Below are 13,706 nucleotides of genomic sequence, written 5' to 3'. Positions count from 1 at the left end.
CTCGAAGAGGCCGGACTTCCGGCCGGCGTGATCAACCTGGTCACCGGCGACGGGATCGCGGTCTCCGAGGTCGCGCTCGAGCACCCCGCGCTCGCGGGCATCCACTTCACCGGCTCCACCGCCACCTTCCAGCACCTGTGGCGCACGGTGGGCGAGAACATCGCCGGCTACCGCACCTACCCGCGGATCGTCGGCGAGACCGGCGGCAAGGACTTCGTGGTCGCGCACCCCAGCGCCGACCACGACGTGCTGCGGACCGCGCTGGTGCGCGGCGCGTTCGAGTACCAGGGCCAGAAGTGCTCCGCCGCCTCGCGCGCCTACATCCCGCGCTCGATCTGGGAGAGCGGCTTCAAGGACGACTTCCTGGCCACCGTCGACGGCCTGTCGATGGGCGATCCCACCGACCTGAGCCACTTCCTGGGCGCGGTCATCGACGAGCGCGCGTTCGCCAAGAACAAGGCCGCGATCGACCGCGCGCACGCCGACGACACGGTCGAGGTCGTCGCGGGCGGCAGCTACGACGACAGCGTCGGCTGGTTCGTCCGGCCCACCGTGCTGGTCTCGGCGAACCCCGACCACGAGATCTTCAAGGACGAGTACTTCGGCCCGATCCTGGCCGTGCACGTCTACGAGGACGACGCGTACGAGGCGATGCTCACCCAGATGGAGTCGGTGTCCGCGTACGGCCTGACCGGGGCGATCATCGCGCAGGACCGTGAGGTGATCGCCCACACGGCGCACGTGCTGCGGTTCGCGGCGGGCAACTTCTACATCAACGACCGACCCACCGGCGCGGTGGTGGGCCAGCAGCCGTTCGGCGGCGGGCGCGCGTCCGGCACCAACGACAAGGCCGGCGCGATGCAGAACCTGATGCGCTGGACCAGCTCGCGCTCGATCAAGGAGACGTTCGTCCCGGCGACGGACCACCGCTACCCGCACATGGGCTGACCCACCCTCACCCCACCGGTACTTCGGGAGAAGAACATGCTCCGCAGCCCCATCCTCGCGGCGGCCCGCTCGCCGCGGACCCGCTCGCTGGTCGAGCATCTGCCGCCGACCCGGGCGATCGTGGACCGCTTCGTGGCGGGCGACGTGCTCGCGGACGCGATCCGGGTGACGCGCGAACTCGTCGAGTCCGGGCGCAAGGTGACGCTCGATCACCTCGGCGAGGACACCGCGGACCGGTCCCAGGCCGACGCGACGGTGGACGCGTACGAGGCGCTGCTCGACACGCTCGGCGAGACCGGGCTCGCGCGCAGCGCCGAGGTGTCGGTCAAGCTCTCCGCCGTCGGGCAGTTCCTGCCCGGCGACGGCGAGCGGATCGCGCTGGACAACGCCCGGCGGATCTGCGCGGCCGCCGCGCGGGTGGGCACCACGGTCACCCTGGACATGGAGGACCACACCACGACCGACTCGACCCTGGGCATCCTGCGCGAGCTGCGCGCGGACTTCCCGTGGGTGGGCGCGGTGCTTCAGGCGTATCTGCGCCGCACCGAGCAGGACTGCCGGGACCTGGCCCACGAGGGCTCGCGGGTGCGGCTGTGCAAGGGCGCGTACCAGGAGCCGGAGTCGGTCGCGTTCCAGGACAAGGGCGACGTGGACCGCTCGTACGTGCGATGCCTGCGGATCCTGATGGGGGGCGCGGGCTACCCCATGGTGGCCTCGCACGACCCGCGCCTGATCGCCATCGCGCGACACCTCGCGGACCTGGCCGGGCGGGCGCCGGGCAGCTTCGAGTTCCAGATGTTGTACGGGATCCGCCCGGAGGAGCAGGCGCGAATCGTCGAGCGCGGCGACCTGATGCGGATCTACCTCCCGTACGGCGCCGAGTGGTACGGCTACTTCATGCGCAGGCTGGCCGAACGCCCGGCCAACCTGACCTTCTTCCTGCGGGCGATGGCGACGAAGGGGTAGGCGGGGCCGGGTTGTCCTCAAACGCCGGACGGGCTGACCACTGCCCGTCCGGCGCTTGCGCGTTACGGGCCGTGGCGCGTGGGTCGGATCGGCTCGTCCGCACCGTCGGCATCGCGCCTTCGAGTGAACGATGCTCTTCTTCGGGCAAACACGTGGACGACCTGCTTTGCTCACCTACTGTGAACTTCTCGATACGGGGAACTCGCGTGAACATCCACGGCCCCCTCACTTCATGGACGGCGAGTGCCCAATCCGTTTGGTGAAGCAGGTAGGTCTGAGCGAGGACGACGCACTGAAGGCGGTGGGCGCGAAATGAGCGGACTCTTCCACCTGATCATTCGGGATACCCAGACCGGCTTCTACGCGACGTCACCGCAGGCACCCGGCTTCATGCTGGGCCGACCGACGCTCGACGAATTGCGCGCGGACCTGCTCGACGCCTTGGCGTTCCACTTCGAGGAAGCCCGCCCGCTCGAAATCGTGGAGCACCACGAACGTCTCCACGACCTCGAAGCCGGCGAACTCGTCACGCGCTTGGCGGCGGACAGACACCACGACGAGCGGTTGGAGGTCTACACCCGCCTCGCCACCGCTCTTCGGGTCCCCGAGCAGGTCCCCGAGCTTCTGGGCGGGATCTGCAACAGGGTGGGCGAGGTCGTCTACGTCTGTGGCGTTCCCTCGGACACGCTCGGCTGGCTGTTCGCCCAGCTGGATGACCAGGGTGACGCGTTTTCCGTCGCGGTTGCCATCTCGGAACCGTTCCTGATGACATTTCCCCTCACCGTCGGACCGGAAGACGAGACCGACAGCGCCCGGGAGTCCGTCACCATCGGCTCTCGTGGCTACACCAAGGACACGACGTTGGCCGAGATTATGAAGCGCACGGCGATTGTGAGCCCGGTGAAATCCGTAGCCAGGGTGGCTTGCTGAGCGAGCACGGACCATGAATGCCCCTGCCGCCAACGGCGGCAGGGGCATTCATGGTCCACGAGACACCCGAAGCAATCTGCGCGGGCGACGCCGACAGGCTCGAAGGCATCGAGTCGGCCGAGCGGATCACGGAGGAGTTACCGGAGGCGGGCTCCCTCGCCTTGCTGCGCGACGCCGTGGGAGGGACGAAGTGGCTTTGTGGGTGCCGGCGGTCAGATCGGGCGGTTGATGGGGCCTGCCTTGTACATCTCGTCGGCGGGTGCGGTGACGGTTTCGCGTGTGCGGACGCCGTGTTCGTATTCGACCATCCACCGGGTGCCGTCGTGCCAGATTTTGGTGATGGTGCCGAGGTGGTGGTTGCGGGGGCCGAGTTTGCGCCACAGGTGGTCGCCGATCGACCACGGGGGTGAGGTGGACATGGTCTCTCCTCGGATGCGGAAGGGGCCGGCGGGCAGCAGGCCCACCGTCAACGCTGCCGCGCGGCCGGCGCCGCACTGCGCGCCGCTGTCGCCGACGCGCACCGCGCCGGCATACCCGACGGGATGGGGGCCCGGTCCCGCAGCCGTTCCGGAGACTGCGGGACCGGGTGCCGCCCGCCGGAAGAACGGTCGGGGCGGGCGGCGTCGGGCGGGGCTCAGCCGCCCGAGTCCGGGATCCCGCCGACAATCGGCGGGGTCGGGAACGTACGCATCAGACGCATCCGCCCCTCGTGCACCAAGGTCATCAGTTCGGCGCGCGTCACGTCGAGGGGATCGCGACCTGGTGCGGTGATCCGGATCGGGTGGTCAGGGTCACCGGAGGAGTGGACGGTGATTTTCGGTGTCTCGATGCTCATCACGCGTGCTCCCACCTGGTATTGCGATCCGGACGTGACGATCATCGCGAGAAGCGCGATGCAGACCGATGTCGCTGTCGATGGCAATCCGATGGCATTTCCACGCCGATCCCGCGATCACTGCCCGCCGGGGTGGATAGCGTGGTGCTACCGCCGCCGCACATCTGGGGACCGCCATGGCGATCAATCGCTCACCAAACGTTTGCCTGCGCGCGGTCCGTGAGGACCAGTGGAAGCAGTCTCGCGCCGAGTTCGCCCGGGAACTCCAGGCCAAGGCAGACGAGATGGGCGAACGGCAGCTCTCCGTCGATGCCCGACTGATCGCCCGCTGGGAAGACGGCGACACCACGCGGCCCCGACCGATCTACCGGCGCGTCCTCGTCGCATTGACAGGACTGACCGAAGCCGAGCTCGGCATCGGCCCCAAACTCCCCAAAGCGCCACCGCAATGCCCGTTGCCGCTCCTTAGCGTGGAGGCCGTGGATCGAAGGCAATTCCTCGCCGTCACAACTCTTCCCCTCGCCACCTTCGGCGCCGGGCCATCCGGTCGATGCGTGGATCCCGCGATAGTCGACTACTTCCACGAGCAGTTGGACGGGCACTATCGCGCCGACGTCATGCTGGGTCCGCATCACTTGGTCCCCACGGTGATCGTCCAGTACCAGCTCATCGTCAAGCTTTTGGACCAGGCGAGCGGAGATGTAAGGCGACGCCTCCTCCAGGTCGCTGCAGCCTACTGTGGCCTGGTGACCTGGCTGTATCAGGACACCGGTGACCTCGGGCAGGCGACCGTGTGGGCGAACCAGACCCTGGAGCTCGCCCATCGCGCCGGAGACACGCAACTCGTGAGCCACGCCCTGACCAACAAGGCGATGGTTGCGATGGACGCGGGCGACGGGCGTGCCACGGTGGAGTTGTCGTCGTCGGCTCTCCGAGATGGCCGACTGCTGTGTCCGAAAGTGCGAGTACAGGCCATGCAGCAGGCTGCCCACGGCCACGCAATGCTCGGCGACCGAGCAGAAGCCGACGCCTTCCTCGATGGCGCGGCAAAGCTCCTCGGGCGTGTGGACGACGACTACCCCTGGGGGAACGCGTGCCGCCGCACGGAAGATTACGTCGAAATCCAGCGCGCGACCTGCTATAGCCGGCTCCATATGGGTGCGGAGGCGACCGTTCTTTGGGAGCAGGTGTTGCGTGTCCTGCCGCCGACATCACGCCGTGATGGCGGGGTCTTCCTCGCTCGCCAGGCAACCGCGCTCGCGGATCAGCAGCGCCTGCCGGAGAGTGTCGATGCTCTCGTCGGCGCCGTCCGGGTCGCCCACGAGACCGGGTCCGCACGCTTGCACGGCGAAGTCGAAGCCGCGTGGCGGCAACTGGCCCCCTGGCATCACGAGCCGGAGGTAAGGCAGGCTGAGCAGCTCGTGGCCGACTTGGGCGGCCGGCCGGCAAACGGCTGAGGAGAACTTCATGGGCGAGCGCACACCCCTCGACGCAGCCGAGGTGGCGGCCAAACTCGCGGCCCGGGAGGGCTGGTCCGGAGACACCACGCGCATCGCGAAGGACTACACCGTCGACTATCACGACGGTGTGCGGCTGATCGCCGAGGTCGCCGAGGTCGCCAAGGAACTGGAGCATCACCCCGACGTCGAACTGCACTGGCAGGAAGTGCGCTTCAGTATGACCACCTACTCCGCAGGTGGCGTGGTGACCGAACTCGACTTCAAGCTCGCCGACGCCATCGACGCGATAGTCAAGGGGTAGTGTGGCTGGCGTCCCGGTCCTTTGCGGCACCTGCTCAGCGCGGAGCCGTCCAAGCGCGCCCCCAATCCGGCTCGCGTGGATGAGGCCATACCCGGACGGTACCCGTGCCCGCGCGATCGGGATGGCGATTCGTGCGACTACCGCCCGATCAAGTCCGCCAATTCGGACAGCGAGTCGACTGTCCAATCCGCGCGATTCACCTCGGGATCGCCCGCCCACAGGTAGCCCCACGGGCCACGACGCACCAGCGCGGTTCGCAACCCTGCCCGGGCCGCCGGGACGTGGTCGTTCGCCGGGTGGTCGCCGACATACAGGATCTCGTGGGGCTCACCGGGCGCCCACTCGATGAGCCGCCGGAAGAAGGCGTCGTCGGGCTTGGCGACGCCCCACTCCTCGGATACCGCCAACGCGTCCGCCGGTAGTCGCAGGGCGCGCAGCATCTCGCCCGCCCGCCGGGTCTGGTTGCCCGCAATACCCACCCATACGCCTGCGGCACGCAGCCCGGCCAGGGCCGGCCGCACGTCCGGATACAGGTCGGACTCCTCAAGAACCTCGCGAACACCGGCCGCCTCGCTCGCGGCCCGCTCCGCAGCCAGGTCGAAGCCGGGCCGGATCCGACGAAGCGCCTCGGCGTTGTCCATCCCGAGCGCCGTCACCGCCCCGACCAGCGCCGACATGGTGTGCGCCGGGACACCGACCCACTCGGCCCAACGCCCCCAGAATCGGGCGTCGTTGGTCAGGGTCTCGCCGACGTCGAAAACGACACTCTCGATCATGCAGGTCAGGCTAAGGGGCGATCACCCCGGGGGATCCGAAGGCGCGGGGCCGTTGCGCCGCCGCCGAAGGAGGTGCCGGACCTGATCGCGCGTGGGGAGGTCCGCTCGGCGAACGCGGTGGGCGCGTTGCTCATGCTGCATCGGCTGCGTGGGTTGTGACCTGTGGCGACTCCAGGAGTTGCGGGGGCGCACGCCGGATCGCGGGCTCCGCTCGTGTGCGCCGGCTGTCGATCGCGAACGGAGCGATGCCATCCTGGAAAGCCACCGTGAACGGGAGGCTGCCCATGCCCAGAACCACCGTCGTCCGTGGCGAGCGCATCGAGCTGCCGAACACACTCGCCGAGATCCGGGCCGCTCTCCCCGAGGACCGCCGCGAGGAGTTCGACAAGGTCATGTACGAGACCCCGCTCGATCGGCTCGAACGGGACGCCATCCTGCACTGGGCGCTTCCTCCGGAGGCTCAGGAGGACGATGAGGCCGTGCACGAGCGCCTCAAGGCCGGCGACTTCAGCGACTGCGTGGACCGGGACGGTAACGCGATCACATGAGCTACCGCGTGCAATATACGAATGAGGCCGAAGACGGCCTCAAACCCCTGTCCTCCGGGCAGGTCCGGGCCTTCAAGAACGCCGTGGACTCGTCCATCGGCCGCGACCCCTACGGGTCCGGCTCCGTGCAGGTCGGCAGCGATCGAGACCGCAGGGAAACTACGATCTCAGGGGTGTTCGTCCGCTACACGATCAGCGCCGGGGTCCTCGTCGTCACCGTCACTCGCACCGTCGCGCTGTGAAACCGGTTCGTCCGCTCCGGGTAACGACGCCGACCGGCCGGGACGACGCGCGTCTGCGCTCGTCGGCCCTGATGTTCCACCGTGGTCCTGCCGCAACTGCTTGTGCGGGCCTTTGGGCCGCGATTCTTCACCCGGACGGGATGCGACTCGGTTCGGGTGATGCCCCGGGCGTCGGTCAGTGGGGGATGTCCACCGGGGGCAGTACCTCGGCTGTGGGGGTAAAGCGGGTGGGGATGGCGAAGGTGCTCTTGGTGGGCGGGGGTTCCTGATGATCGGCGGTGGAGTCGGTGCGGCGGAGGACGACCAGGCCGGCGATCGGTGGGGCAGGGGCGTCGGGGGTCAGGAAGGGCTCGTCGGCGACGCCGGCGAAGGCTTCGCGGGCGGTGGTCGCCGGGTCGGGCGCGGCGAACTCCAGGATGTCGGCGCCCAATCGGCGGCCGGTGTTGCGCAGGTGCAGGTAGGCCGTCGTGCAATCCTCGCGCGCCGCGGTGCCGCCGGCCTCGGCCAGGGCCCGTTCGTAGGCGGCGTGCACCTCGGGCGGGGTGGCCGCCGGGGTGATCCCGAGGACGTCGTAGGGCGATCGCTCCGATGCGGGCATGTTCCGTGCTCCGAGGTGCGCGTGGTTGGGGTGATCGGTCGATCGATCAGTAGTAGCCGTGGATTCGGGCTCGGATCTCGTCCAGGATCTCCCGGGTGCCGTCTGTGGGGTGGTATTCGTTCGCGCGCTCCAGATGTACGAGCGCCGTGTGGTTGTGGCCCATGTTCGCCTGCCGAACCCCCTCGTTGTGCAGCGCCAGCGCCAGCAGCACGGTGTTCACGGGGGTCAACGGGACGGCCTCCAGAGTTCGGATCGCGTCCTGGTAGCGCTCCTCGCGCATGTACACCGCCACCAACGCGTCCCGCAGCCTCGGCTCCTCGTACTCCCCGAGTGCCCGAATGAGCACCTCGATCGCCTCGTAGGCGCCGCCCTTGGCGAGCAGGTCGTAGGACCGGTCCACGACCACCACGATCCACGCCTCGCGCAGCGACTCGATCTCCAGGCCGTCGGCGATCTCCCGACGCAACATCTCCTCGGCGACCTCGTAGTGCCGTGCGTAGTAGTGGTTGAACGCCAACGCCCGGCGCGTGGGCGGGTCGTCGCCGTAGTGCCGGGCCTCCTCCAGGAGATCGATGGCCCGGTCGAAGTCCTCGTCCCGCTCGCGCGCCTGCGCCGCCTCCACCAACAGCGCGGCCACCCGGCGACGCGCCTCGGCGGCGACCGAAGAGCCCGCTACCGAGGATTCGGGGACTGCTGGTCCCGCGAGGGTCGTTCCCACGATCGGTGCATCCGCGACCTCCGATTCCACGGCCGAAGGTCCTGTGGCCGAAGGCCCCTCCCCGCCGCCCGCGTCCGCGAGTTCCAGCGCCTCGCGCATCGCCGCCACCGCCTGCTCGCGCGCGCCGCCGCGCAACGCGAGCCGCTCGGCGCTCAGGAACAGCGCGTTGGTGAGCCCGATCCGACCCGCCTCACCGGGATCGAGCGCGTACGCCTCGCGCATCGCCAGGACCGCCTCCGCGACGGCCGCGTCGGTGTTGCCGGCCAACAACTCCATCACCAGCCCACGCAGCGCTCCGGCGGCCAGCGCCCGGACCGGCTCTTCGTCCGGAGTCAGCTCCAGTGCCCGGCGGGCCAGCGCGATCGCGTCGCGGTACAGCCTGCGTTCGTGTGCCTGCCGGGCGAGTTGCGCGTACGCCTCGGCCAACGCCTCGCGCAGGCCCGGCCCGTCCGGGGCCAGCGTCCAGGCGCGTTGCAACAGCTCCGCCGCTGCGCTGTGTTCGTCCCGATCGGCGAGCAACACGGCCTGCGCCGCCCGGACTCCGACCTCGGCCGCCAGGTCCGTCGCATCGGCCGGGAGCGGCGCGGCCTGCTCCAGACACGCCAGCGCCTGTGCCCATTCCCCGCGCTCGCCCAGATCCCGGGCCCGGGCCAGATGCGCCCGAGCGAGCAGCGCGGCCACCCCGGGCGTCGCGGCCGGCCCGGCCAGACCGGCCAGTGCGGTCAGGCCGGTGATCGCCTCGTCGAATCGGCCCGCGTCGATCAGGTGGTGATACAGGCCCAACGGGCCGAGCAGCTCGGCGGTGTGCGGATCCACCCCGGCCAGGACCGCGGCGGCGAGTTCGCGGCCCGCCGGCGAGCCGTGCTCGGGATCGGTGACCCGCGCCAGGAACAGCGGACCGCAGGCGATCGAGGCCGGCGTCGGCTCGGTGCGCGCGACACGTTCGGTCGCGGCCACTTCCAGCGACCAGCGCTGCGCGAGTTCGCGGTACAGCGCGGCCACCGCGCCCTCGCTGTGCCCGGCGCGCTCGCGCAACTCGCGGTGCACCCGCTCGATCTGCTCGGTACGCGCGTTTTGGATCCGCTCGGCGGAGATCTCCCGCCCGGTACGCGCTTCCAGGTCGATCCAGAACCCCGGGCTGTACAGCACCGCGGCCCACGTACCACACACCAGTTGCCACATCGCGGTGGTGTGTCCCGCGTCGCCGGCGGATCCGGCGCGCAGCGCGGAGAGCGCCAGACACTGGAGGTTGCGCACATCGGTGGGCAGCGCGCGTTCCAGTTCGAGCCGGATCGCGATCGAGGCGTCGTGCCGATCCGCACGCGCGTGCGCGAGCGCCTGCCACGAGCGCAGCAGCGGCCGGGCCCGACGCACCTGCGGCAACTCCGGCACCAGCCGCGCGGCCCGCTCCACGTCCGCCGCCGCGGCGACCAGGTCGGCGCTGTGCACGGCGGCCCGGCGCACGTACACCCGAGCCGCGATCAACCTGCCTTCGTCGGTCGCTCCGGGGCCGGCCAACACCTGTTCCAGACCCGCCAACGCCGCGTCGTGGTCTCCGCGTTGGGCGCGCAGCAGGGCCAGCAGATGGTGCGCCGAGGCGCGGTCGTCGCCGCGGGCCCACCGGATCAGCTCGGCCTCCGCCGCATCGCCCGCCCCGGCCCGATGGGCGCACGCGGTCAACGCGGCCAACATCGAGTCCACGCAACCACCACAACGGGCCGGAAGTCCGCCACCGGAGGCACCGGAGGCACCGGAGGCACCGGAGGCACCGGAGGCACCGGAGGCACCGGAGGCATCGGAGGCATCGGAGGCATCGGAGGCACCGGAGGCACCGGAGGCACCGAACGCGCTGGGTTCGTCAACCCCCCTGACGTCACCAAGCCCCCCGGCGGCGCCGCCGCCGACCCCACCGCCCAGCACCCCGTGATCCCCGCAATAGGCCCGCCCGCACTGCCCGCACGCCGCCCGCGCCGCGGCCGCACACCCGGCCGTCTCGCACATCGCCGCGCGCGGTTCCGGTTCCACCGGCCCCGGCACCACCAGAGCCTGCCGGTACGCCCGGGCCGCGTCCCCCCACCGGCGGCCCCGCGCAGCATGCATCCCGCGCACCGCCCACGCGGCCGGTTCGGCCTCCACCAGTGCGCCCAGTGGCACCGTGCCCGCGCCGAGCGCGAGCCGGGCCAGCGGCGCCAAGTGCCCCACCCGCGGATCGGCCACCGGATCGAGCGCCGCCGACAACCGCACGGCGAGCGCGGGTTCGCCCGCGTACAGCGCCGCGATCGCCAGATGCACCCGGATCCGCCGATCCCCCGGTACCAACGCGACCGCCGCGCCGAGCCGATCCCGTGCGGCCGTCAGCGGCGCGCCTCGATCGCGGCCGAACCGCAACAACTCGGCGCCCTCGCGAAACAGCGTTTCGGCCAGTGCGACCCGGTAGCCCTCGTGGTCGGGAAACGCATCCCGACACGCCTGCCAGTGCTCGCGCGCGAGCGCATGGTCGCCGGCGGCGAGCGCGGCGCGGGCCAGCAGATCCCTTGCGGTGGCCACATTGTGTGCGCGGATCGCGTCGTTGACCCCGCCCGGCGCCGCCCACAACTCGTCCGCCCGCTCCACCCGGCCCAATCGGGCATAACCCAGGCCCAGATGGAAGCGCGCCGCGCCGGTCGGCTCGGTACGCACCGGCGCCAGCACCTCGATCCCGTCCGCGAACCGGCCCGCCGCGATCCGGGCCGCGCCCAGCCGCACCACGCCCGGTGTCCAGTCCGGCCGGGCCGCCAGCCCGCTCTCGTACGCCTCGGCGGCACCGGTGTGCTCGCCGGCGTGCTCGCGGACCAGGCCCAGCCCGAAGCGGGCCGGCGCGTACCCCGGGTCGACCCGGACGGCGGTCTCGAACTCGCGCTGCGCCAGCGTCCATTCGTCTTCCAGGACGGCCAATCGGCCGCGCGCGTAGTGGGCCCGCGCATCGCCCGGCGCGGCGGCCACCGCGGCCTCCGCGTCGGCCCGTGCCGCGCCCAGGTCGCCCTCGTCCCGATAGGCGATGCCCCGGAACAACAACGCCTCGGCGGCCAACGGCGAATCGTCGTCCACCCGATCCAACACCCGCCAGAACGAGGCGATGGCATCCTGCCGCCGCTCGCGCCGCAACCGAACGCACGCCTGTCGGTGGTGCGCGAGCGCGCTGTCGTCGCCCGCCTCGATCGCCGCCGAGAACGCCGCGTCGGCCGACTCCAGTTCGCCGGACGCGCTGTAGGCGCGGGCGAGCAGGTGGTGCTGCGCCGCGTCGCGTTCGCGGACCTCGGCCAGGTGCACCACCGCGCGCGCCGCGTCGCCCTGCTCGAACAGCGCGCGGCCCAGGCCGAACCGGGCCCGTTCGTGGTCGGGTTCGGCGGCCACCACCCGCTCGAAGCAGGGCGCCGCCGCCGCGAAGTCGTCGTCCTGGTCGTGCAGCGTGCCCAGGGTCAGGTTGGCCGCGAGGTGGCGGGGTTGTTTCGCCAACACCCGCCGCAAGACCGGAAAGGCCGCCGCCCGTTCTCCACGGGCCAGAGTGAGCGTGACGAACTCCATCTGGACGTCCGCGTGGTCGGGCAACAGGTCGGCTGCCCGGCGCAGCGGCTCCAGCGCGACCTCGTCCCGGCCGAGGGCGTGCTGGGCGCGGCCCAGCCCGAGCCATGCCTGCGCATGGCTCGGGGCCAGTGTGCAGGTGCGGGTGAGCAGCCCCACGGCGGCTTCGAGCGCCGCGTCTCGGGAGACCTTGTCGGCCGGCTTGCGACGCAGGTGGGTCAGCGCCATCGCGTACAGCACCTCGGGCCGCTCCGGCTCGATGGTCAGCGAGCGCTCGAACGCCGCGAGCGCCTCGTCCGGACGGCCGGCGTCGCGGTACAGCCTGCCCAGTTCGTAGCCGGTGGCCGCGCGTGGCACGAGCCGGTCGGCGCGCTCGAACGCGGCGATCGCCTCGGCCGCCCGACCGAGGTCGCGCAGCGCGCAGGCGCGGGCGTACACCGCCCATTCCAGCCGCGGCGCGCCCGCCTCGATCCGGCCCGCGAGTTCCTCGACCGCGACCAGTTCGCTCTTCGGCAGGCCGGCGGCGACCACGCACCTGGCCTCCAGGAAGTCGTACGCGACATGGTCGGGGTCGGTGTCGGTGCGGGTGACCAACTCCACGCAGATCGCGACGTCCGGCGGCCCCGGTTCGGCCCGCCGGGTCGCTTCGGCGGCGGTCAACTCCAGCGCGGCGGCGGGCAGCGCGGTCAGCGCGAACGCGGTGCGGAACGCGGTGATCGCGTCGGCCGGGCGGCCCTGCCGGCCGGCCACCTCGCCGAGTCCGATCAGCGCGCGCCCGCGGGTGTCGGCGAGCGTATCCGGGGTGCCGGGCCTGACCAGGGCGTCCGCGACGCGTCGATAGCCGCGCTCGGCCGCGGCGAGCCGGCCCGCCCGGTGCGCGGCCTCGGCCTGGGTCAACAACGTCTCGGCCCGGGTCGCGATCGAGGCGGGTCTGCGGCGGAAACCGAACCACATCAGAGCGGCCACCAAAGCGATGAGGGCCGCGACGGCGGCGAGAAGCGGGACCGTCATCGGGCGGCCCACGGGGTATGCCGAACTTCGTCGATCAACGGATCCCCCGACCGTTCATCCCAACACCGTTCACGCAGATATCGAGCGCTCATGCTAGAACACCGACTATCCGACTTTCAGGTGCTCGGCGGGCCCGGGTTGGGCAAAATCGCGCCGCACGCGGATATGGCGGCGCCGGTGCGGAGAGCGGCGCCGACTACGCTCGGTGGCCATGACCACCACACCGCCCTCGGGTCGACCGACCGAGCAGGATTTTCGTCGGCTGTTGGCGTGCACCGGCGCCGACATTACTCCCGGACTGACCGCGGACGAGTTCGATTCGGTGGAAAAGCACTTCGGTTTCCGGTTCGCCGCCGATCACCGTCTGTTGTTGTCGCTCGGTCTGCCGCTCGGAAAGGGTTGGCCGAATTGGCGCGACGGGAACGCGCGTGGCCTCAAGGCCCAACTGGGCTGGCCGGGCGAGGGGGTGTTGTACGACGTGGAGCACAACGCGTTCTGGCCTGCGGCGTGGGACGCGCGCCCGGCGCAGCTTCGGCACGCGCTCAAGTCGGCGCGCTACCACCTGGCGCGGGTGCCGACGATGGTGCCGGTGTTCGGTCACCGCTACCTGCCCGGCACCGAGGGCCAGTGGGACCATCCGGTGTTGTCCATGACGCAGACCGACATCGTGGTGTACGGGGCGAACCTGGCGAACTACCTCGCGGCCGAGTTCGACGACGGGAGGATCGAACCCGCGCCGGTGACCGTGCCGTTCTGGCGCGACCTGGTCTCCTGAGCGGGTACGGCCGACGCGCTCCGGCGTGGTGAACGGG

13 protein-coding genes and 1 pseudogene are annotated in these 13,706 nt (G+C 71.1%); 9 read left to right on the top strand and 5 right to left on the bottom strand.

Features of this window, described 5'->3' with window-relative positions:
* The 3 genes from A3IC_RS0111925 to A3IC_RS62175 form a co-directional block, all read left to right on the top strand.
* Positions 1-948, top strand: a 948-nt coding sequence (locus A3IC_RS0111925; protein WP_020550282.1) for an aldehyde dehydrogenase family protein, incomplete at its 5' end; no start/stop codon positions are given.
* 36 nt (positions 949-984) lie between these two features.
* Complete coding sequence (locus tag A3IC_RS0111920) at positions 985-1,914, top strand: proline dehydrogenase family protein (protein ID WP_020550281.1); 930 nt, start codon at positions 985-987, stop codon at positions 1,912-1,914.
* Positions 1,915-2,226: 312 nt separating this feature from the next.
* Positions 2,227-2,844: a hypothetical protein gene (locus tag A3IC_RS62175; RefSeq protein WP_020550280.1), complete on the top strand. Its 618-nt coding sequence runs from the start codon at positions 2,227-2,229 to the stop codon at positions 2,842-2,844.
* A gap of 212 nt (positions 2,845-3,056) precedes the next feature.
* On the opposite strand, the gene A3IC_RS0111910 is transcribed toward A3IC_RS62175, so the two are convergent.
* Complete coding sequence (locus A3IC_RS0111910) at positions 3,057-3,263, bottom strand: hypothetical protein (protein ID WP_158695921.1); 207 nt, start codon at positions 3,261-3,263, stop codon at positions 3,057-3,059.
* A 215-nt stretch (positions 3,264-3,478) separates the two neighbouring features.
* A complete protein-coding gene (locus tag A3IC_RS0111905; protein ID WP_158695920.1) occupies positions 3,479-3,679 on the bottom strand; it encodes a hypothetical protein in 201 nt (66 codons plus the stop codon).
* 176 nt (positions 3,680-3,855) lie between these two features.
* Here A3IC_RS0111905 and A3IC_RS0111900 point away from each other — a divergent pair, with 176 nt between their 5' ends.
* Together A3IC_RS0111900 and A3IC_RS0111895 are read left to right on the top strand one after the other, a co-directional pair.
* Complete coding sequence (locus A3IC_RS0111900; protein ID WP_191864075.1) at positions 3,856-5,136, top strand: NsdA family TPR-like regulatory protein; 1,281 nt, start codon at positions 3,856-3,858, stop codon at positions 5,134-5,136.
* A 10-nt stretch (positions 5,137-5,146) separates the two neighbouring features.
* A complete protein-coding gene (locus A3IC_RS0111895) occupies positions 5,147-5,440 on the top strand; it encodes a 4a-hydroxytetrahydrobiopterin dehydratase (protein WP_020550275.1) in 294 nt (97 codons plus the stop codon).
* Between the two features lie 137 nt (positions 5,441-5,577).
* Here the strand turns inward: A3IC_RS0111895 and A3IC_RS0111890 are convergent, their stop codons facing one another.
* Complete coding sequence (locus A3IC_RS0111890; protein WP_020550274.1) at positions 5,578-6,216, bottom strand: HAD family hydrolase; 639 nt, start codon at positions 6,214-6,216, stop codon at positions 5,578-5,580.
* Positions 6,217-6,276: 60 nt separating this feature from the next.
* Between A3IC_RS0111890 and A3IC_RS70845 the strand changes: the two are divergent.
* The 3 genes and pseudogenes from A3IC_RS70845 to A3IC_RS0111875 all read left to right on the top strand — a co-directional run.
* Positions 6,277-6,375 (top strand): annotated as a pseudogene (locus tag A3IC_RS70845) (NUDIX hydrolase); the annotation flags it as partial.
* A gap of 125 nt (positions 6,376-6,500) precedes the next feature.
* Positions 6,501-6,764, top strand: a complete 264-nt coding sequence (locus A3IC_RS0111880) for a hypothetical protein (protein ID WP_040876459.1) — start codon at positions 6,501-6,503, stop codon at positions 6,762-6,764.
* On the top strand, positions 6,761-7,006 hold the full coding sequence (locus tag A3IC_RS0111875) for a hypothetical protein (protein WP_020550272.1): 246 nt from the start codon (positions 6,761-6,763) through the stop codon (positions 7,004-7,006). The genes A3IC_RS0111880 and A3IC_RS0111875 overlap by 4 nt, the downstream gene beginning before the upstream one ends.
* Positions 7,007-7,181: 175 nt before the next feature.
* On the opposite strand, the gene A3IC_RS53850 is transcribed toward A3IC_RS0111875, so the two are convergent.
* Both A3IC_RS53850 and A3IC_RS72490 read right to left on the bottom strand, forming a co-directional pair.
* Positions 7,182-7,604: a hypothetical protein gene (locus A3IC_RS53850; RefSeq protein WP_020550271.1), complete on the bottom strand. Its 423-nt coding sequence runs from the start codon at positions 7,602-7,604 to the stop codon at positions 7,182-7,184.
* 46 nt (positions 7,605-7,650) lie between these two features.
* Positions 7,651-12,894: a tetratricopeptide repeat protein gene (locus A3IC_RS72490; RefSeq protein ID WP_020550270.1), complete on the bottom strand. Its 5,244-nt coding sequence runs from the start codon at positions 12,892-12,894 to the stop codon at positions 7,651-7,653.
* 211 nt (positions 12,895-13,105) lie between these two features.
* Here A3IC_RS72490 and A3IC_RS0111860 point away from each other — a divergent pair, with 211 nt between their 5' ends.
* Positions 13,106-13,669, top strand: coding sequence for a hypothetical protein (locus tag A3IC_RS0111860; RefSeq protein ID WP_020550269.1), 564 nt, complete (start codon positions 13,106-13,108; stop codon positions 13,667-13,669).
* The last annotated feature ends 37 nt before the right edge of the window (positions 13,670-13,706 follow it).

Origin of the sequence: Embleya scabrispora DSM 41855 (genome assembly GCF_000372745.1) — a bacterium.
Lineage (GTDB): Bacteria > Actinomycetota > Actinomycetes > Streptomycetales > Streptomycetaceae > Embleya > Embleya scabrispora.
Note: the sequence above shows the minus strand (reverse complement) of the source record. Positions and strands in the feature narration are given on the sequence as shown.